The organism is Burkholderia lata, assembly GCF_902499335.1.
In the GTDB taxonomy this organism is placed as follows: domain Bacteria; phylum Pseudomonadota; class Gammaproteobacteria; order Burkholderiales; family Burkholderiaceae; genus Burkholderia; species Burkholderia lata_B.
Map to the genome: position 1 here is coordinate 383,667 of NZ_CABVQK010000009.1, position 19,210 is coordinate 402,876.

Sequence of the window (19,210 nt, forward strand, 5' to 3'; positions counted from 1 at the left end):
GGATGAAGTCGACGGGAACTCAGGCCGGCACGCCGACCGTTTCCTTTAGCACTTCCTCGAGGATCACGAGCGCTTCGTCGAACACGGCTTGCGTGATCGTCAGCGGGAACAGGAAGCGCACGACGTTCGAGTACACGCCGCACACGAGCAGCAGCAGGCCGCGCTCGAGCGCACGCGTCTGCACGCGCTTCGTGAATTCAGCATCCGGCTCGCCCGAACCCGGCTTCAGGAACTCGACCGCGATCATCGCGCCCGGGCCGCGCACGTCGGCGATCTGCGGCACGTCGGCCTGCAGTGCGTTCAGCTTCGCCTTCAGCACGTCGCCGAGTTGCGTTGCGCGCTCGCACAGCTTCTCTTCTTCGATGATCTCGAGCACCGCGTGTGCCGATGCGACGGCCAGCGGGTTGCCCGCGTACGTGCCGCCGAGGCCGCCAGGCGCTGCCGCGTCCATCACGTCCGCACGGCCGACGACGCCCGACAGCGGCATGCCGCCCGCGAGGCTCTTCGCCATCGTGATCAGGTCGGCCAGCACGTCGTAGTGCTGCATTGCAAACAGCTTGCCGGTACGCGCGAAGCCCGTCTGGACTTCGTCGGCGATCAGCAGGATGCCGTGCTCGTTACAGATCTTGCGCAACGCGCGTACGAACTCGGCCGGCGCCGCGTAGAAGCCGCCTTCGCCCTGGACCGGTTCGAAGATGATCGCGGCGACGCGCTTCGGATCGATGTCGGCCTTGAACAGCATCTCGATCGCCTTGATCGAGTCGGCGGTCGTCACGCCGTGCACGGCGTTCGGGTACGGGGCGTGGAACACGTCGCCCGGGAACGGGCCGAAGTTCAGCTTGTACGGAGCGACCTTGCCGGTCAGCGCCATGCCCATCATCGTGCGGCCGTGGAAGCCGCCCGAGAACGCGATGACGCCCGGACGGCCGGTGGCTGCACGCGCGATCTTGATCGCGTTCTCGACGGCTTCGGCGCCGGTCGTGAAGAACGCGGTCTTCTTCGGGAAATCGCCCGGCGCACGTTCGTTGATCTTTTCAGCCAGCTCGACGTACGACGCGTACGGGACGATCTGGTAAGCGGTGTGCGTGAAGTTGTTCAGTTGATCCGCGATCGCCTTGACGATCTTCGGGTGGCGGTGGCCGGTGTTCAGTACCGCGATGCCGGCGGCGAAATCGATGAAGCGGCGGCCTTCGACATCCCACAGTTCCGCGTTCTCGGCGCGGGCTGCGTAGAAATCGCACATCACGCCGACGCCGCGCGGGGTGGCGGCGTTCTTGCGGGCCTGCAGGTCGGCATTCTTCACGGTCATCTCCTTGATGTTCTTTCCGGTGGGTAGAAAATCGGGCGTTTCGACAGCCCATGGAGGCGACTATAATCACATTTGGCTCTGGCAATCAGAGCCATTTCAATAATTATTCAGGAGCCAATCATGCGCGCGAGCGTGTTGTCGGACTGGCTGGCGCAGCGCCTCGTGCGCGGCGGCGAACAGCCGATCTACCGGCAGCTTCACCGGCTGCTGCAACAGGCGATCCTGTCGCGTGAACTGCCGGCCGGCACGCGCGTGCCGTCGTCGCGGCTCCTGGCCGCCGAGCTCGGGATCGCGCGCAACACGGTCACGCAGGTTTACGAACAGCTTGCACTTGAAGGCTACGTGAACTCGGCGACCGGCCGCGGCACGTTCGTCGCCGACAGCGCGCCGGACGAGATCGTCGGTGCGCCGCCCGACGCGGCCGCCGCCACGCGTCCGGCGCTCGTGCAGCCGTCCGCGCGGCGGCTGTCCGCGCGCGGCACGCGGCTCGTCGAAGGCGCCGGTGTATCGAAACGGCAGGGCGGCGCGTTCATGCCGGGCGTGCCCGATGTGTCGCGATTTCCGGCGCGCGTGTGGACGCGGCTGCACAACAAATACTGGCGGCGGTTGCGTCCCGACCTGCTGACCTACGCGCCGGGCGGCGGGCTCGCGCTGCTGCGCGAGGCGCTGGCCGATTACCTGCGCACGTCGCGCTCGGTGCGCTGCACGCCCGAGCAGATCGTGATCACGACCGGGATCCACCAGTCGATCGACCTCGCGGTACGGCTGCTGACCGATCCGGGCGACGCGATCTGGACCGAGGATCCGTGCTATTGGGGCGTGCGCAGCGTGCTGAACGTGTCGGGGCTGACGACGCGGCCGATCCCGGTCGACGACGAAGGCATCGCGCCGTCGGCCGCCGATCTCGCCGAACCGCCGAAGCTGATGCTCGTCACGCCGTCGCACCAGTATCCGCTCGGCATGGTGATGAGCCTCGCGCGGCGGCGGATGCTGCTCGAATACGCGCGCCAGCACGGCTGCTGGATCATCGAGGACGACTACGACAGCGAATTCCGCTACGGCAGCCGGCCGCTCGCGTCGCTGCAGGGTCTCGATACGGCAGGGCAGGTGATCTATGTCGGCAGTTTCGGCAAGACGCTGTTCCCCGGGCTGCGGGTCGGCTATCTGGTCGCGCCGGAGCCGCTCGCGGAAAGTTTCGCGACCGCGAGCGCCGAGCTGTATCGCGAAGGGCAGTTGCTGCAACAGGCCGTGCTGGCCGAATTCATCGCGGAAGGGCACTTCGTGTCGCATATCCGCAAGATGCGCACGCTGTACGGGCAGCGGCGCGAGGTGCTGCTCGACGCGGTCGCGCAACGCTATGGCGATACGCTGCACGCGCTCGGCAGCGATGCGGGGCTGCATCTGGTCACGCAGTTGCCGGAAGGTGTCGACGATCGCGCGGTTGCGCAGGCCGCGCTCGAACGCAACATCGTCGTGCGGCCGTTGTCGGGCTATTACGCGGATCGCGAACGTGCGGCGTCGGGGTTGCTGCTCGGTTATGCGTGCGTGCCGGAGGACGAGATTGCGACCGCGTTCGCGACGCTCGCCGAGGCGATCGACGAGCGGGCGTTTGGCAAGGTGGTTGAGCTGGCTTGAACGGCGCTTCCGGTCACGGCATGGCGTTGCGATGCCCGCCGCGGCCATCGAGACTGGACGGCGTCATGCTCGCTCGACGGCCGAGAGAGCATGCGCGTCCTGCAGACCCTGCCGCGAATCTCAATACCCGATCCACACCGCGAACGTCAGTACGGCGCACGACAGCGCGAGCAGCGTCAGGAACAGCGGCAGCACGAAGCGGATCCACGCGCCGAAATCGACGCGTGCCGTTGCCAGATACGCGAGCAGCATCCCCGACGTCGGCGTGACGAGGTTCGTCAGCCCGCCGCCGAGCACGAACGCGAGCACCGACGTCTGGCCGCTCACGCCTGAGAGCTGCGCGATCGGCCCGATGATCGGCATGCTGACCGCGGCCTTGCCCGACACCGAAGGAATGAACACGTCGAGCACCATCTGCACGCCCATCAGCCCGTTCGCGACCCACACCGGCGATTGCCCGTCCGCGAGGCGCGTAAAGAAGTTGATCAGCGTGTCGAGCACGAGGCTGTTCTGCAGCAGCAGTTCGACGGATGCCGCGAGCCCCATCAACAGCGCGGCGAGGATCATGTTCTTCATCCCGTCGACGAACGCATCGGCCGCGCTGCGCGAATCGAGCCCGCCAATGACGGCCGTCGCGATGCTCACGGCCGTGTAGAACGCCGCCAGCTCGACGTTGCCCCACTTCAGTTCGCGCGTGCCGTAGATCAGCATCGCGACCGCCGCGGCGAACACGACCAGCGTTGCCTTGTGACGCAGCGACAGCTTTGCGGTCGCGTGCGCGGCATGGCCCGCGGCGGTCTGCCCGGCCTGATAGCCGGTGTTGCGCACATGGCGCAGCAGGTACAGGATGCCGATCGTCAGGAATACGACGAATACGGCCGCGCGCAGCGCGACGCCGCTGAACAACGGCACGCCGACCAGTGGCTGCGCGACGGCGAGTGCGAGCGGGTTAGTGACCGACGCGATATAGCCGATCTTCGCGGCGAGCGCGACGAGCGCGACCGCGAACAGGTCGGACAGACCCAGGCGCCGCGCGATCACGACCACCATCGGAATGATCACGAGGTACTCGGAGATGAAGCCGAGCAGCGTGCTGCCGAGCCCGATCAGGATCATCAGCATCGGTGTCAGCAGGTACGCATTGTTGCCGGTGAGCTGCAGCAGCCGGTCGATGCCGGCGTCGACTACGCCGGTGCGGCGCATCACGCCGAACATCCCGCCGACGAACATCACCATCACGATCAGCGGCGCGTTCTTCAGCAGCCCTTGCGGCACCGCGACGAACGCCGAGACCAGGCTTGCCGGCAGCGCCTGCGCGGACGTGCTGTGGCTGACGGCCGGCGCGACGAGCGTTGAAAGGGCGGTCGTCTTCGGCACCACGTGATAGGTGCCCGGCACGACGAGCCGGCCGTTGCGCGCGAACTGGCCCGAGTCGACGAGCCACGTGAGTGCGATCGCGGCGGCGAGCACCCACAGCATCATCACGACGGGGTGCAGCATCTTGCCGTGCGGATGCGGCGCGTGACCGGCGGGCGCCGCCGGATCGTCGGCCGCGAGCGCGGGGGTGTCGGCGCCGTGCGCGCCGGCCGGGTTCGGGGAAGAGGCGGACATCGGATCCTCGTCGAAGAAGAAGCGGCCCGTCAGGCCGGTTGCAGCGCGGCGCGCGCCGGGACGTAGCCGAGTTCGGCGGAAATGGCGAGGCTGCACGCCTGCAGGCGTTCGAGATAGTCGGGAATGTCGGCGTGGCTCACGCGCACCTCGGGCCCCGTCACGCTGACCGACGCGACTGTCGCGCCCGTCAGGTCGCGCACCGGTACCGCGATCCCGACCGCGCCGGGCGTCACCTCGCCGCTGCTCACCGCGTAGCCCTTGCGGGCGACCGCGTCGAGTTCGCCGGCGAGCTTCGCCGGGTCGTCGGCCTGCCCGTTTCGACGCAGTTGCGCGAGATATTCGTCGCGCACCGCGTCGGGCGCGAACGCGAGCAGCACCTTCCCCGACGCGCCGAAATTGATCGGCCGGCGATTGCCGACCGCGCCGACGGTGCGCACCGCGTGCGTCGTCTCGCAACGCGCGACGCATACCGATTCGAGCCCTTCGCGCACGCGCAGCACGATGGTCTCGTTGATCGCCTGGTTGAGCGCGAGCATGTGCCGGTGTGCGGCGCGCACGAGCGCGTTCTGCTGCGACGCGGCCACGCCGATCACGAACGCCTGCGGACCGAGCGCATAGGTGGACGTGCGCGGGTCCTGCACGACGAAGCGGTGCAGTTCGAGCGTGCACAGCATCCGGTACGTGCGCGACTTGTTGATGCCGAGTTGCGAAGCGAGCTCGGTCACGCCGAGGTTCGGATGCTCGGCCACGTAGGTCAGCAGCTTCAGCGCGCTGTCGACGGCGTCGACGATGTAGGTCGTCATGCGGTGTCTCCTTGCGACGCGATGCGCGCGCGTACGTAATCGGCGAGCGCGTCGAGATACGCGTCGACCGAGCGTTTCAGCGCGGCGAAGCCCGCATGTTTCGCGAACGCGGCCTCGTCCATGTACAGCGCGCGGTTGAATTCGATCTGGATGCTGTGGCGCTGCCGTGCGGGATCGGCGAGCGCGGTCAGCAGGTCGCCGCCCTGGTACGGGTCGTTGACCTGCACGCGATAGCCGGCGCCGGTGAACCACTGCGCGGTCCACGCGGTGAAGGCCGGGTCGGCGGTCGTGCCGCGCCGGTCGCTGACGACGACGTCCGGCCGCAGCGCGCCCGCGTCGACGTTCATCGCGTTGCCGCGCGACTTCATCGAATGGCAGTCGATGTGCCACAGCGCGCCGTGCGCGGCATGCAGCGGCTCGGCGATGCCGGCGAGCGCGCGGCGGTACGGCAGGTAGTACGCGTCGATCCGGTGGCGTACCTCCGCGAGCGACAGCTTGCGGTCATATAGCGGCACGCCGGGCAGCGCATCGCGCCGGATCAGCCCCATCCCGCGCTGCGTGTACGGCTGCGGCGACAGCGGCTCGGGCCACGGCTCGGCGAGCAGCATCGCGTCGATGTCGGTTTCCGCACGGTTCGGATCGATATACGCGCGCGGAAACGTCGCGCCGAGCAGCGTGCCGCCGCGCGCAGGGGCGCCGGCCCACAGTTCGTCGATGTACGCGTCCCACGTGGTGCGGATCGCGTCGTCGGGCGCGACCGTGGCGAAATCCGGCGGATACGCGATGCCGCTGTGAGGCGAGTCGACGACGATCGGCAGGGCCGGCACCGTCGGTGTCGTGACGAAATACGCGGGCGATGCGCCGGCAGTCGCGTTGTTGCAATTAAACGTCAGCATGGGGATCAGGTTCTTTACCTAGTTTCTCGAGGCGTCTCGTTTGTTGGTTTTAATCATTAAAACAGCGTATCAATATTTCACAACGACTGAAAATCGCGGTCAAGGGCTTTTTTCGATACCGGGATTACGCGCCGCGATCGGCCTGTAATGCCCGTGGTTATTGGGTCTGTTTCATTCCTCGAAACACCTGGTGAATCAGGGGTATTGGTCTCCCGTGTGCGTTTTTTTGCATCGCTTGACGCTTCAAATCACCAAATTCGACAATGAATAAGACGATGTTTTATTCAATAAAACACGTTTTGAGCGAAATAAATCGCTCCCCATATTCAATCGACAAAAGGGGTCGGAGATGAAGCGGAAAGGGATGGCAGTCGCGCTGGCGGGTATCGCAATGGCGGCGGGTGCGACGCAAGCACGGGCGCAATCGAGCGTGACGCTGTATGGCGTGGTCGATTCGGGGATCACGTACACGAACAACCAGAACGGCCACGCTGCATGGCAGGCGACCGGCGGCAACGAGCAGGGCACGCGTTTCGGGCTGCTCGGCAAGGAGGACCTCGGCGGCGGCACGCGCGCGGTGTTCCGGCTCGAGAACGGCTTCAACATCGAGAGCGGTGCCGCGAGCCAGGGCGGCCGGCTGTTCGGGCGCCGGGCGTACGTCGGGCTGGAAAACGACCGCTGGGGCACGCTGACGATGGGCCGCCAGTACAACGCGGCGCAGGAAGTGCTGGAGCCGCTGCAGATCGGCGCGACCACCGCGCTCACGCAGTACGCGCTGCATCCGTTCGACACCGACGACCTGAACAACACGTTCCGCACCAACAACTCGGTGCAGTACCAGACGCCCACGTGGTACGGGCTGCGCGCGGTCGGCCTGTACGGCTTCTCGAATTCGACGTCGTTCGCGCAAAACCGCGTGTGGAGCCTTGGCGCAAGCTACGAGAACGGGCCGCTGCAACTCGGCGCGGCATACGTGCGCGTCGATCATCCGGCGCTCGACACGACCGGCGCGGCAGCGTCCGACAACTACTACACGTTCATCAAGGGCGTGACGCGCCAGCAGATCTGGGGCGCGGGTGGCGCGTATGCGTGGGGCGCCGCGACGTTCGGGCTGCTGTACACGAGCTCGCTGTTCAACCTGCAGACGGGCGGCGCGATGCGCTTCAACAACTACGAGGGCAGCATGCGCTACCTGATGACGCCCGCATTGCAGTTCGCGCTCGGCGAAACCTACACGCAGGTGCTCGCGTCGCAGGGGCCGAAGCCGAGTTCGCACTACCTGCAGACGAGCGTCGGCGCGCAGTATTTCCTGTCGAAGCGCACCGATATCTACGTGAATGCGTTCTACCAGCGCGCGTCGTCGAACGCGGTGGCCGCGATCGAAGGGATCTCGAATCCGTCGAGCACGCGCACGCAGATCGTCGCGGTGACGGGTATCCGCCACAAGTTCTGACGCGGCGGCAGGTTGCGGGCGTGCGCTTTCTGTTTACAGCCGGATCAGCGCCGCGCCCGCGACCACCAGCGCGCACGCGGCGAGCCGCTGCGCGCCGGGCCGCTCGCGCATCACGAGCCAGCCGATCGCGACCGCGAAGATCGAGCTGGTTTCGCGCAGCGCCGACACCGTCCCGACCGGCAAGTACCGGTACGCGAGGATCACGATCCCGTATGCGGCGAGCGAGATCGTGCCGGCGATCGCGCCCTGCGTGAGTGCCGTGCGCGAGCCGAGCACCGCGCGCGGGCCGCCTCGCACCGCGCAGACCAGCACGAACTGCGGCACGCTCCACAGCACGTACACCCACGCGATGTAACCGAGCGCGCTGCCGGACACGCGCGAGCCGATGCCGTCGCAGATCGAATACGCGGCGATGAACGCGCCCGTGAGCAGCGCAAACGGCACGCCTTCGCCGGAGAACCGGAAGCCGCGCCGCAGCGCGAGCGACATGATGCCGAACGACACGAGCGCGATGCCCGCGAAGCCGAGCGGCGTCGGCTGTTCGTGGAGGAATGCGAGCGCCAGCACCGACACCAGCAGCGGCGAAATCCCGCGCGCGATCGGATAGATCTGCCCGAACTCGCCGCTGCGGTACGCGCGCGCCAGCGTGAAGCAATACGCAACCTCGAGCGCGGCCGACCCGGCGATATACGGCCACGCGGCGGGCGCCGGCGCAGGCAGCAGCACGGCGCCGGCGACGCCGAACACGAAATACGGCAGTGACATCGTGCCGAGCTGTACGAGCCGGTCTTCGCTGACGTGGAGGAAGGCATTCCAGATCGCGTGCAGCAACGCGGAGCACAGCACGAGGCCGATGAAGAGGTGGTCCATGGACGAAGGGGCGGACAAGGGGCGGGAGCGGAGGAGGCGCCGTCATTATGTGGGTATCGGGCGCATTCGCATGGAATTGTCGATAATGACGTGTTGTTATTCACCGGATGCCGACAATGACCGAAGCCACTCAAGCCCAGCCTGCCGTTCCGCGCCTTACGAGCCTGTCGCATGGCGGCGGCTGCGGCTGCAAGATTGCGCCGGGCGTGCTGTCCGAGCTGCTGAAGCGCGCGACGCCGCCCGCGCTGTTCCCGGATCTGCTGGTCGGCACCGAGACGTCCGACGACGCGGCCGTCTACCGCCTCAACGACGAGCAGGCGATCGTCGCGACCACCGATTTCTTCATGCCGATCGTCGACGATCCGTTCGACTTCGGCCGCATCGCCGCGACCAACGCACTGTCCGACGTCTATGCGATGGGCGGCAAGCCGATCCTCGCGCTCGCACTGGTCGGCATGCCGATCAACGTGCTGCCCCACGAGACGATCGCGGCCGTGCTGCGCGGCGGCGAATCGGTGTGCGCGGAGGCAGGCATTCCGGTCGCCGGCGGCCATTCGATCGATTCGGTCGAGCCGATCTACGGGCTCGCGGCGATCGGCGTCGTGCATCCGTCGCGCGTGAAGCGCAATGCGGCCGCGCGCGCGGGCGACGTGCTCGTGCTCGGCAAGCCGCTCGGCGTCGGCGTGCTGTCCGCCGCGCTGAAAAAGAACCAGCTCGACGCCGCGGGTTACGCGCAGATGGTCGCGACGACCACCAAGCTGAACCGGCCGGGCGCCGAGCTCGCCGCGCTGCCGGGCGTGCATGCGCTCACCGACGTCACGGGCTTCGGCCTGCTCGGCCATACGCTCGAGCTGGCGCGCGGCGCGCACCTCACCGCGCGCGTGCACTATGCGTCGCTGCCGTGGCTCGCGGGCGTCGAGGCGTTCGTTGCCGACGGCGTGTTCACCGGCGCATCGGGCCGCAATTGGGCCGCGTACGGCGCGGACGTGCAGCTGGCCGACACGCTGCCGCCCGTCGCGCAGGCGCTGCTGACCGATCCGCAGACGTCGGGCGGCCTGCTGGTCGCGTGCGCGCCCGAGGCCGTCGACGACGTGCTCGCGTGCTTCCGTGCCGACGGCTTCGACCGCGCGGGCGTGATCGGCGAGATGGTGGACGGGCCCGCACGCGTCGACGTCGCGTGACGCTGAAGCGCCCCACCGGATTATTTTGCGGTCGCTAGAATCGATGCCTTCCATCGAAGACATCGACGACCGATGAACGACTTCCTGTTCGGGCTGATGATCGCGCTGTCGGTCGGGCCCGTTGCGCTGATGATCGCGAACTACGGGATGCGCGCCGGCACCGCAAGCGGCGTGCGCGCGGCGGTGGGTGTCGCGACGGCTGACGGCTGCTACGCGGTCGTCGCGTTCACGCTCGGCGCGATGCTCGCGAGCACGCTCGCCGCGCATCTGTCGCTGTTTCGTCTGGTCGGCGCGCTCGTGCTGCTCACGATGGGCGCGCGGATGCTGTGGCAGGCGCTGCGGGATCGCCGCCGCACGCTCGACGGCGATGCGCGGCCACCGGGCAGCCGCCCGTTTGCATCGATGTTCGTCGTCACGCTCGCGAACCCGCTCACGATCCTGTTGTTCTACGGCTATGCAACGGCTGCCGCCGGTGCGCATCGGCACTGGCTGCTCGGCGCCGCGTGCGTGTTTGCCGGCAGCCTCGCGGGGCAGCTCGTGTTCGCATTCGGCGGCAGCGTGATCGGCCGGATCGTGAAGTCGCCGGGGCTGCTTGCGGCGAGCCATGTGGTTGCTGCGCTTGTCGTGCTGGGTTACGGAGTGGCGGGGCTGGCGCGGCTGTAGCGGTTCTCCGGGCGGGTGATGAGCATGCGGGTGAGGCTGGCGTGCCGGTGTCGATCAACCGGATAGTATTCCTGATGGAATTCCGAGGCGCAGGGACCATTTCCTTCGTCATTCCCGTGCGTACCCAATCCGTACCGATGCACCGACGCACCTATGCCGTTTCGTAGTCGGGTTCCGCATCGGGCACGCCCGTTCTATACTCCGACGCGCAGTCTACGAGAGCCGTTCTCGCCCAACATCATCGAAACAAGGAACGCCGATGCTGACTCGCTCCATTCTTTCCGCCGCTGCATTCTCGCTCGCAGCCTGTGCGACCGCGCCGTCGATCGCGCAGGACAACCAGGGCAACAACGCGGGCAACAATGCATTCGCCGAGACCGGTGCACAGGGCCGCCCGGTCAAGGTCATGATCATCACGATGTTCGGTCCGGAGAGCCAGGCCTGGCTCGACCGGCTCGGCCCGTGGCGCGACATCGCCGTGCCCGGCCTGTCGCCCGACTACCCGAACGTTCATTGCAACAAGCAGGACGTGTGCGTGGTCACGACCGGCATGGGCTATGCGAACGCGTCGGCGACGATCATGGCGCTCACGTTCTCGCAGCGCTTCGATCTGCGCCGCACGTACTTCCTGATCTCCGGCATCGCGGGCGTCGACCCCACGCAAGGCACGGTCGGTTCGGCCGCGTGGTCGAAGTACCTCGTCGATTTCAGCCTGCAGTGGGAACTCGATGCACGCGAGATTCCGGCGGGCTGGAATACCGGCTTCCTCGGCATCAACACGAAGAGCCCGAACGACAAGCCGCCGCTCGACTATCGCACCGAAGTGTTCCAGCTGAACCCGCAACTGACCGACGCCGCGGTCGCGCTGTCGCGCAACGTGGTGCTCGCCGACAGCGCGCAGGCGCAGGCCGCGCGCGCGAAGTTCACGTATGCGCCGGCGAACCGGCCGCCGACGGTGATCCAGTGCGACACGTCATCGGGCAACACGTGGTTCTCGGGCACGCTGATCGGCGAGCGCGCGCGCCAGTGGACGAAGATCCTGACCGACGGCAAGGGTACCTACTGCATGACCGCGCAGGAAGACAACGCGACGTATGAAGCGCTCAAGCGCGCGGCGAGCGTGAAGCGGGTCGACCTGTCGCGCGTCGCGGTGCTGCGCACCGGGTCCGATTTCGACCGGCCGTATGCGGGGCAGACGAGTGCCGACAACCTGCTGAACTATGCGGACCAGGGCGGCTTCGCCCCGGCGACCGAAAACCTGTATCGCGCGGGCAATCCGCTCGTTCAGGACATCGTGACGCACTGGGGCGAATGGCGTGACGGGGTGCCGCGCCGGTAATGGCCGGAAGCTGACTCAGCCTGCGGTCAGTGCGCGTGCGGGGCCGAACGGAACGGCGTCCATACCGGCGTGGTGTCGTCCCAGTGATCGAGCGGCGAAGGGAGTTGATCGTTCATCATGTGCTCCTGCAACTAACTATCTAACTGACTGACTCGGCGAGTCGTCGATAGGGGAATCGCGACGCCGCGCACGGGGCAACCCGTTGCGCGGCGTTGCGCGTTTACCGGCCTCCGCCGGCGAGCTGGTTGCTTTCCGGCGTCGGGCGATACGGGCCTTGTGCCAGTTCGAGCCCTTGCGGATACGAGTTGGCCTTGCGCAGGTACGCGAGCGTGCCGTCCTTGCGTGCTTGCTCGACTTCCGCGCTTACTTCGGCGCGGGTGCGCGGGCCATAGTGCTGCGAGTACCACGACGTGTTGCCGTAGTCGCCGGCATGCGGCGTACCCGAATCGGCGAAGGCCGGTGCGGACACGGCGAGCGTGAGGGCGAGGGCGGAGAGAAGATGGCGGCGGTTCATGGCGTAACTCCTGTCATTCGGAGCTGGCGCTGGAGCGCTTACTCCGGTCCCATCAAGCGGGATCTGTTCGATGCGCAACGAGGTGCGCGACAGGGTTTACTCTAGGTATCTGTTCCGTCGCGATAAATGCGGCAGATGCGAATTGAATTGTCGTGTCAGTGGAACAATCGACATCCGTACACCTGGCAGGGTTATGCGGAAATCGCCCGAACCCGCTTGCAGCGGGCTTCGCACGGGAGCGACGACGGCGCGCGGCGACGCATGCGGACGATTGCGTCGCATGGCACAAAGGTTTGCTGCGGATTCGGGAAGGATCGGGTGCGCCGGGCGGGAAACGGGGCGCGGAGGCGGGGCGACGCGCGGGCCTCGCAGCCCGCGCGTGCAGTTCAGACGATTACGCGACCCACTCGTTGATGACCGGCGTGTCGAGCGCCGGCGCGCGTTCGGCTTCCTCGAACGTGCGCTTGCTGCACGTCGCGTCGAGGCTGCCCTTGCCGCTCAGCAGCGGGCAGCGGTCGAACACTTCGGCCACCCAGTCGACGAACACGCGCACCTTCGGCGACAGATGACGGCTGTGCGGATACACGACCGAGATCGGCATCGGCAGCGGCTTGACGCCGGGCAGCACTTCCTTGAGCCGGCCTTCGCGCAGATGCGGCAGCACCATGAACAGCGGCGGCTGGATCAGCCCGAAGCCTTCGATCCCGCAGGTCACGTACGCATCCGCGTCGTTCACCGACACGATGCCTTCCATCTTCATCTCGACTTCCTTGCCGTCGGTCAGGAACGTCCAGTCGATCGTGCGGCCGGTGCGGCTCGAGAAGTAGTTGACGGCCTTGTGCTGGCTCAGGTCGTCGATCGATTGCGGCTCGCCGTGGTGCTCGAGATAGTCGGGCGACGCGACCGTCACGCATTCGAACAGGCCGACCCGGCGCGCGACGAGCGACGAGTCCTGCAGTGCGCCGACGCGGATCACGCAATCGACACCTTCCTGCAGCAGGTCGACCGGCCGGTCGGACAGGCCGAGCTGCAGGTCGATGTCCGGATAGCGCGAATGAAATTCGCACAGCGACGGAATCACGAGCAGCCGCCCGATCGAACCCGGCATGTCGATACGCAACTTTCCGTGCGGCTTCCGGTTGTTCGCCTGGAAGCTCGCCTCGGTTTCCTCGACGTCCGCGAGGATCCGCACGCATCGTTCGTAGTACGCGGCGCCGTCCGGCGTGAGCGACAGCCGACGCGTGGTCCGGTGCATCAGCCGCACACCGAGGAATGCTTCGAGATTCTGGATGATCGTCGTGACGGACGCTCGCGGCAAGCTGAGCGTTTCTGCTGCCTTGGTGAAGCTGCTTGTATCGACGACGCGAGTAAACACCTGCATGGCCTGAAGCCGGTCCATCACAACCTCCGCAATCTAATGAGCCTCCGGAACAACAAGGCTGCGCTACCTCGTGGGTAAACGCAGCCTCGGATTGTTCGGGGGCGTTGAATTGTGTTGCCGGATTATAGGCATTTATCCCAATGTCTGCCGGACCCAGAATTCGTTCCATCTCGAAATGGATGCTGCATCGTCATGGACGCTTCTGAATTCAGCAAATTCCTGAAGGCCGCATTGCCCGCCCAAGCCACGGCGGACGCGGCGCTGACGGTCGCCGAAGTCGAAATTCCCGGCTACGCGCAGGACATCGTGCTGCGCCTCTACCGCCGCCCGGACAAGACCGGGTTGCCAGTAGTGCTTTATTTCCACGGCGGCGGCTTCGTCCGCGGTTCGCTTGAAGACGCCGATTTCGCCGCGCGTTTTTTAGCAGAACGCTTACCAGCTCTCGTAGTGTCGGTCGACTATTCGCTCGCGCCGGCCTTTCCTTTTCCGGCCGCGCCGGAGGATGCGTATCGCGCCGCCGTATGGGCCGCGACGCGCGCCCGCGCGTTCGGCGGCAACCCGAAGAAGATCGGTGTCGCGGGCCACGACGCGGGCGGCCAGCTCGCGAACTGCCTCGCGTTCATCGCGCGTGACCGCGGTGAAGTGTCGATCGTCGCGCAGGCGCTGTTCGGGCCGATGCTCGACCCGAGCATGACGCGCATCGGCGACGCCGATCGCCTCGCGTCCGACATCACCGCGCGCGAATGCGCGGCATGTTATCGCGCGTATCTGCCGCAGGCCGCACAACGCATGCACCCGTACGCGGCGCCGCTCGAATCGGTGCGCCTCGCGGGGCTGCCGCCGACGCTCGTCGTCACCGCGCAGAACGACGTGCTGCACGTCGAGGCGGAGAAATATGCGGGCTGCCTGATCTCGTCGGGCGTGCTCACGCAGGTGATCCGCTATCCGGACATCACGCACGCCGCGCTCGCGACGCACGAAGCCGCCTTCGAGGAAGCCGTGCGCTTCTTCCAGTGCCGCTTCCAGGCGCGCCAGCCGAACCGTTCCGAATAACCAAAACCAATCCACGTTTACTGGAGATCCACATGGCCATCCTACGCACCTCCCGTTCCCGGATCGCGACAGCGGCGATCGTGACGCTTGCCGTCGTCGGCCTCGGAACGTTCGGCGCAATGCGCGTGAACGCGAACGCACCCGATAAAGCGGCAGCGCCGCTGCCCGAAGTCGACGTCGCGACCGTCGTGCCGCAAACCGTGACCGACTGGCAGAGTTATTCGGGCCGCCTCGAAGCGGTCGAAAAGGTCGACGTGCGCCCGCAGGTGTCGGGCACGATCGTCGCGGTGAACTTCAAGGACGGCGCGCTCGTGAAGAAGGGCGACGTACTGTTCGTGATCGACCCGCGCCCGTACCAGGCCGAAACCGACCGCGCGGCCGCACAGCTCGCGGCCGCGCAGGCGCGCAACGGCTACGCGCAGACCGACTGGCAGCGCGCGCAGCGGCTGATCGGCGACAACGCGATCGCGAAGCGCGATTACGACGAGAAGCAGAACGCGGCCCGCGAGGCGACGGCGAACCTGAAGGCCGCCGAAGCCGCGCTGGAAACGGCACGCATCAACCTCGGCTATACGCGGATCACCGCGCCGGTTTCGGGCCGCGTGTCGCGTGCGGAAATCACGCTCGGCAACGTCGTGTCGGCCGGCGCATCGGCCGCACCGCTGACGACGCTGGTGTCGGTGTCGCCGATCTACGCATCGTTCGACGCGGACGAGCAGACCTACCTGCAATACATCAACGGCGCGCGCAACGGCCGCAAGGTGCCGGTGGAGCTCGGTCTCGCGAACGAAAGCGGCTACTCGCGCAGCGGCGAGATCGACTCGGTCGACAACCGGCTCGACACGTCGTCCGGCACGATCCGTGTACGTGCGCGCTTCGACAATGCGGACGGTGCGCTCGTCCCGGGCCTCTACGCACGCGTGAAGGTGGGCGGCAGCGCGCCGCACGAGGCACTGCTCGTCGACGACGCGGCGATCAACACCGACCAGGACAAGAAGTTCGTGTTCGTCGTCGACCAGCAAGGCCGCGTGTCGTACCGCGAAGTGCAGCAGGGGATGCAGCACGGCAACCGGCGCGTGATCGTGAGCGGGCTCTCCGCCGGCGATCGCGTGGTCGTGAACGGCACGCAGCGCGTGCGCCCCGGCGAACAGGTGAAGCCGCACATGGTCCCGATGACGGGCGGTGACGCGCCGTCCGCGCCTTTGGCGGACAACGCGAAGCCGGCCGCACCGGCGAAGGCGGATTCGTAAGCGGCCCGCCGCTTCGTATCCGCGTTCAACCAGACAGAGCCACACATGAATATTTCAAAATTCTTTATCGACCGGCCGATCTTTGCAGGAGTCCTATCGGTGATCGTCCTGCTCGGCGGGGTGATCGCGATGTTCCTGCTGCCGATCTCGGAATATCCGGAAGTCGTGCCGCCTTCCGTGATCGTGAAGGCGCAGTACCCGGGCGCGAACCCGAAAGTGATCGCCGAGACGGTCGCGTCGCCGCTTGAAGAGCAGATCAACGGCGTCGAGGACATGCTCTACATGCAGTCGCAGGCGAACAGCGACGGCAACATGACGATCACCGTCACGTTCAAGCTCGGCACCGATCCGGACAAGGCCACGCAGCTCGTGCAGAACCGCGTGAACCAGGCGCTGCCGCGCCTGCCGGAAGACGTGCAGCGGCTCGGCATCACGACGGTGAAGAGCTCGCCGACGCTGACGATGGTGGTCCACCTGATCTCGCCGGACAACCGCTACGACATGACCTACCTGCGCAACTACGCGCTGATCAACGTGAAGGATCGCCTGTCGCGGATCCAGGGCGTCGGCCAGGTGCAGCTGTGGGGTTCGGGCGACTACGCGATGCGCGTGTGGCTCGATCCGCAGAAGGTCGCGCAGCGCGGGCTGTCGGCCGAGGACGTCGTGCAGTCGATCCGCGAGCAGAACGTGCAGGTCGCGGCCGGCGTGATCGGCGCGTCGCCGTCGCTGCCGGGCACGCCGCTGCAGTTGTCGGTGAACGCGCGCGGCCGTCTGCAGACGGAAGACGAATTCGGCGACATCGTCGTGAAGACGACGCCGGATGGCGGCGTCACGCGCTTGCGCGACATCGCGCGAATCCAGCTCGACGCATCCGAATACGGGCTGCGCTCGCTGCTCGACAACAAGCCGGCCGTTGCAATGGCGATCAACCAGTCGCCGGGCGCGAACTCGCTGCAGATCTCGGACGAAGTGCGCAAGACGATGGCCGAGCTGAAGCAGGATATGCCGGCCGGCATCGACTACAAGATCGTCTATGACCCGACGCAGTTCGTGCGTTCGTCGATCAAGGCCGTCGTGCACACGCTGCTCGAAGCGATCGCGCTGGTCGTGATCGTCGTGATCGTGTTCCTGCAGACCTGGCGCGCGTCGCTGATTCCGCTGATCGCGGTGCCGGTGTCGATCATCGGTACGTTCTCGCTGCTGCTCGCGTTCGGGTATTCGATCAACGCGTTGTCATTGTTCGGGATGGTGCTCGCGATCGGGATCGTGGTCGACGATGCGATCGTGGTGGTCGAGAACGTCGAGCGCAACATCGAGAGCGGGATGAACGCGCGGCAGGCGACCTACAAGGCGATGCAGGAAGTGAGCGGGCCGATCATCGCGATCGCGCTGACGCTCGTCGCCGTGTTCGTGCCGCTCGCATTCATGTCGGGCCTGACCGGCCAGTTCTACAAGCAGTTCGCGATGACCATCGCGATCTCGACGGTGATCTCGGCGTTCAACTCGCTGACGCTGTCGCCGGCGTTGTCGGCGATCCTGCTGAAGGGCCATGGCGACAAGGAAGACTGGCTCACGCGCGTGATGAACCGCGTGCTCGGCGGCTTCTTCCGCGGCTTCAACAAGGTGTTCCATCGCGGCGCGGAGAACTACGGCCGCGGCGTGCGCGGCGTGCTGTCGCGCAAGACGCTGATGCTCGGCGTGTACCTCGCGCTGGTGGGCGCGACCGTGCTCGTGTCGAAGGTCGTGCCGGGCGGCTTCGTGCCCGCGCAGGACAAGGAATACCTGATCGCGTTCGCGCAGCTGCCGAACGGTGCATCGCTCGACCGCACCGAAAAGGTGATCCGCGACATGGGCTCGATCGCGCTGAAGCAGCCGGGCGTCGAGAGCGCGGTGGCGTTCCCGGGGCTGTCGGTGAACGGCTTCACGAACAGCTCGAGCGCGGGCATCGTGTTCGTCACGCTGAAGCCGTTCTCGGAACGGCATGGCAAGGCGCTGTCGGCCGGCGCGATCGCGGGTGCGCTGAACCAGAAGTACGGCGCGATGAAAGATTCGTTCGTCGCGGTGTTCCCGCCGCCGCCGGTGCTCGGCCTCGGTACGCTGGGCGGGTTCAAGATGCAGATCGAGGATCGCGGCGCGGTCGGCTATGCGCGGCTCGCGGATGCGACCAACGACTTCATCAAGCGCGCGCAGCAGGCGCCTGAACTCGGCCCGTTGTTCACGAGCTACCAGATCAACGTGCCGCAGCTCAACGTCGATCTCGATCGCGTGAAGGCGAAGCAGCTGGGCGTGCCGGTGACCGACGTGTTCAACACGATGCAGGTGTATCTCGGCTCGCTGTACGTGAACGACTTCAACCGCTTCGGACGCGTGTACCAGGTGCGCGTGCAGGCCGACGCGCCGTTCCGCCAGCGCGCGGACGACATCCTGCAGCTGAAGACGCGCAACGACAAGGGCGAGATGGTGCCGCTGTCGTCGCTGGTCACGGTGACGCCGACGTTTGGCCCGGAAATGGTCGTGCGCTACAACGGCTACACGGCGGCCGACATCAACGGCGGCCCGGCACCGGGCTTCTCGTCGGGTCAGGCTCAGGCCGCGATCGAGCGCATCGCGCACGAGACGCTGCCGCGCGGTGTGCGGTTCGAATGGACCGACCTCACGTACCAGCAGATCCTCGCGGGCGATTCGGCGATGTATGTGTTCCCGATCAGCGTGCTGCTCGTGTTCCTCGTGCTCGCGGCGCTGTATGAAAGCCTGACGCTGCCGCTCGCGGTGATCCTGATCGTGCCGATGAGCATTCTGTCGGCGCTGACGGGCGTGTGGCTCACGCAGGGCGACAACAACATCTTCACGCAGATCGGCTTGATGGTGCTGGTGGGGCTGTCGGCGAAGAACGCGATCCTGATCGTCGAATTCGCGCGCGAGCTCGAACACGACGGCAGGACGCCGCTCGAGGCCGCGATCGAGGCGAGCCGGCTACGTCTGCGCCCGATCCTGATGACGTCGATCGCCTTCATCATGGGTGTCGTGCCGCTCGTCACGTCGACGGGGGCCGGTTCGGAAATGCGCCATGCGATGGGTGTCGCGGTGTTCTTCGGGATGCTCGGCGTGACGCTGTTCGGGCTGATGCTGACGCCGGTGTTCTACGTCGTGCTGCGCACGCTCGCGGGCGGCAAGATCCACGTCGCCGGCAAGGACTCGGCGGGTTACGGCGTGCAGGCTCCTGGCGTGCCGGCATCGGATGCTTGAGGACAA

15 protein-coding genes are annotated in these 19,210 nt (G+C 66.6%); 8 read left to right on the forward strand and 7 right to left on the reverse strand.

Annotated elements, in window-relative coordinates; all coding sequences use genetic code 11:
• Positions 1-19: 19 nt before the first annotated feature.
• Positions 20-1,309 carry a 4-aminobutyrate--2-oxoglutarate transaminase gene (locus BCO18175_RS23970; protein ID WP_174916315.1) on the reverse strand — a complete coding sequence of 430 codons (1,290 nt, stop codon included), beginning with the start codon at positions 1,307-1,309 and terminating at the stop codon, positions 20-22.
• A gap of 120 nt (positions 1,310-1,429) precedes the next feature.
• Between BCO18175_RS23970 and BCO18175_RS23975 the strand changes: the two genes are divergently transcribed.
• Positions 1,430-2,944 carry a PLP-dependent aminotransferase family protein gene (locus tag BCO18175_RS23975; protein WP_174984729.1) on the forward strand — a complete coding sequence of 505 codons (1,515 nt, stop codon included), beginning with the start codon at positions 1,430-1,432 and terminating at the stop codon, positions 2,942-2,944.
• A gap of 120 nt (positions 2,945-3,064) precedes the next feature.
• Here the strand turns inward: BCO18175_RS23975 and BCO18175_RS23980 are convergent, their stop codons facing one another.
• Genes BCO18175_RS23980 through BCO18175_RS23990 form a run of 3 tightly spaced genes read right to left on the reverse strand, consistent with a single transcriptional unit; the run spans position 3,065 to position 6,254 of the window.
• Entirely contained in the window at positions 3,065-4,555 is a 1,491-nt protein-coding gene (locus BCO18175_RS23980; protein WP_174984732.1) for a YfcC family protein, read from the reverse strand.
• 29 nt (positions 4,556-4,584) lie between these two features.
• A complete protein-coding gene (locus BCO18175_RS23985) occupies positions 4,585-5,358 on the reverse strand; it encodes an IclR family transcriptional regulator (protein WP_174971138.1) in 774 nt (257 codons plus the stop codon).
• Positions 5,355-6,254, reverse strand: coding sequence for an N-formylglutamate amidohydrolase (locus BCO18175_RS23990; RefSeq protein ID WP_174984735.1), 900 nt, complete (start codon positions 6,252-6,254; stop codon positions 5,355-5,357). The genes BCO18175_RS23985 and BCO18175_RS23990 overlap by 4 nt, the downstream gene beginning before the upstream one ends.
• A 349-nt stretch (positions 6,255-6,603) precedes the next feature.
• On the opposite strand from BCO18175_RS23990, the gene BCO18175_RS23995 reads away from it, so the two are divergent.
• On the forward strand, positions 6,604-7,707 hold the full coding sequence (locus BCO18175_RS23995) for a porin (protein WP_174984738.1): 1,104 nt from the start codon (positions 6,604-6,606) through the stop codon (positions 7,705-7,707).
• Positions 7,708-7,740: 33 nt separating this feature from the next.
• On the opposite strand, the gene BCO18175_RS24000 is transcribed toward BCO18175_RS23995, so the two are convergent.
• Positions 7,741-8,577: a DMT family transporter gene (locus BCO18175_RS24000; RefSeq protein WP_174984741.1), complete on the reverse strand. Its 837-nt coding sequence runs from the start codon at positions 8,575-8,577 to the stop codon at positions 7,741-7,743.
• Positions 8,578-8,693: 116 nt separating this feature from the next.
• Here BCO18175_RS24000 and selD point away from each other — a divergent pair, with 116 nt between their 5' ends.
• The 3 genes from selD to BCO18175_RS24015 all read left to right on the forward strand — a co-directional run bounded on the left by selD (position 8,694) and on the right by BCO18175_RS24015 (position 11,760).
• Entirely contained in the window at positions 8,694-9,758 is a 1,065-nt protein-coding gene (gene selD / locus BCO18175_RS24005; RefSeq protein ID WP_174916308.1) for a selenide, water dikinase SelD, read from the forward strand.
• 72 nt (positions 9,759-9,830) lie between these two features.
• The gene (locus BCO18175_RS24010) at positions 9,831-10,421 is read left to right on the forward strand and encodes a LysE family translocator (RefSeq protein WP_174984744.1); all 591 of its coding nucleotides are present in this window, start codon (positions 9,831-9,833) and stop codon (positions 10,419-10,421) included.
• A 259-nt stretch (positions 10,422-10,680) separates the two neighbouring features.
• Positions 10,681-11,760: a purine-nucleoside phosphorylase gene (locus BCO18175_RS24015; RefSeq protein ID WP_174984747.1), complete on the forward strand. Its 1,080-nt coding sequence runs from the start codon at positions 10,681-10,683 to the stop codon at positions 11,758-11,760.
• 220 nt (positions 11,761-11,980) lie between these two features.
• Here the strand turns inward: BCO18175_RS24015 and BCO18175_RS24020 are convergent, their stop codons facing one another.
• Positions 11,981-12,274, reverse strand: a complete 294-nt coding sequence (locus BCO18175_RS24020; protein WP_174971121.1) for a DUF4148 domain-containing protein — start codon at positions 12,272-12,274, stop codon at positions 11,981-11,983.
• A 394-nt stretch (positions 12,275-12,668) separates the two neighbouring features.
• Positions 12,669-13,673, reverse strand: a complete 1,005-nt coding sequence (gene ceoR / locus BCO18175_RS24025; protein WP_174916304.1) for a putative multidrug efflux transcriptional regulator CeoR — start codon at positions 13,671-13,673, stop codon at positions 12,669-12,671.
• A 174-nt stretch (positions 13,674-13,847) separates the two neighbouring features.
• Here ceoR and BCO18175_RS24030 point away from each other — a divergent pair, with 174 nt between their 5' ends.
• From BCO18175_RS24030 to ceoB, 3 genes are read left to right on the forward strand one after another with little or no spacing between them, the layout of a single operon-like run.
• The gene (locus BCO18175_RS24030; RefSeq protein ID WP_174984750.1) at positions 13,848-14,708 is read left to right on the forward strand and encodes an alpha/beta hydrolase; all 861 of its coding nucleotides are present in this window, start codon (positions 13,848-13,850) and stop codon (positions 14,706-14,708) included.
• Positions 14,709-14,740: 32 nt separating this feature from the next.
• Positions 14,741-15,958 carry a multidrug efflux RND transporter periplasmic adaptor subunit CeoA gene (gene ceoA, locus BCO18175_RS24035; RefSeq protein ID WP_174984753.1) on the forward strand — a complete coding sequence of 406 codons (1,218 nt, stop codon included), beginning with the start codon at positions 14,741-14,743 and terminating at the stop codon, positions 15,956-15,958.
• Positions 15,959-16,003: 45 nt separating this feature from the next.
• Positions 16,004-19,204 (forward strand): multidrug efflux RND transporter permease subunit CeoB, encoded by a 3,201-nt coding sequence (ceoB, locus tag BCO18175_RS24040; RefSeq protein WP_174984756.1) that lies wholly within the window; start codon positions 16,004-16,006, stop codon positions 19,202-19,204.
• Positions 19,205-19,210 lie beyond the last annotated feature (6 nt).

Excerpts from the sequence above, each read along its gene's own strand:
- BCO18175_RS23970 (WP_174916315.1), bottom strand. The coding sequence starts at position 1,309 with ATGACCGTGAAGAATGCCGACCTGCAGGCCCGCAAGAACGCCGCCACC.
- BCO18175_RS23975 (WP_174984729.1), top strand. The coding sequence starts at position 1,430 with ATGCGCGCGAGCGTGTTGTCGGACTGGCTGGCGCAGCGCCTCGTGCGC.
- BCO18175_RS23980 (WP_174984732.1), bottom strand. The coding sequence starts at position 4,555 with ATGTCCGCCTCTTCCCCGAACCCGGCCGGCGCGCACGGCGCCGACACC.
- BCO18175_RS23985 (WP_174971138.1), bottom strand. The coding sequence starts at position 5,358 with ATGACGACCTACATCGTCGACGCCGTCGACAGCGCGCTGAAGCTGCTG.
- BCO18175_RS23990 (WP_174984735.1), bottom strand. The coding sequence starts at position 6,254 with ATGCTGACGTTTAATTGCAACAACGCGACTGCCGGCGCATCGCCCGCG.
- BCO18175_RS23995 (WP_174984738.1), top strand. The coding sequence starts at position 6,604 with ATGAAGCGGAAAGGGATGGCAGTCGCGCTGGCGGGTATCGCAATGGCG.
- BCO18175_RS24000 (WP_174984741.1), bottom strand. The coding sequence starts at position 8,577 with ATGGACCACCTCTTCATCGGCCTCGTGCTGTGCTCCGCGTTGCTGCAC.
- selD (WP_174916308.1), top strand. The coding sequence starts at position 8,694 with ATGACCGAAGCCACTCAAGCCCAGCCTGCCGTTCCGCGCCTTACGAGC.
- BCO18175_RS24010 (WP_174984744.1), top strand. The coding sequence starts at position 9,831 with ATGAACGACTTCCTGTTCGGGCTGATGATCGCGCTGTCGGTCGGGCCC.
- BCO18175_RS24015 (WP_174984747.1), top strand. The coding sequence starts at position 10,681 with ATGCTGACTCGCTCCATTCTTTCCGCCGCTGCATTCTCGCTCGCAGCC.
- BCO18175_RS24020 (WP_174971121.1), bottom strand. The coding sequence starts at position 12,274 with ATGAACCGCCGCCATCTTCTCTCCGCCCTCGCCCTCACGCTCGCCGTG.
- ceoR (WP_174916304.1), bottom strand. The coding sequence starts at position 13,673 with ATGGACCGGCTTCAGGCCATGCAGGTGTTTACTCGCGTCGTCGATACA.
- BCO18175_RS24030 (WP_174984750.1), top strand. The coding sequence starts at position 13,848 with ATGGACGCTTCTGAATTCAGCAAATTCCTGAAGGCCGCATTGCCCGCC.
- ceoA (WP_174984753.1), top strand. The coding sequence starts at position 14,741 with ATGGCCATCCTACGCACCTCCCGTTCCCGGATCGCGACAGCGGCGATC.
- ceoB (WP_174984756.1), top strand. The coding sequence starts at position 16,004 with ATGAATATTTCAAAATTCTTTATCGACCGGCCGATCTTTGCAGGAGTC.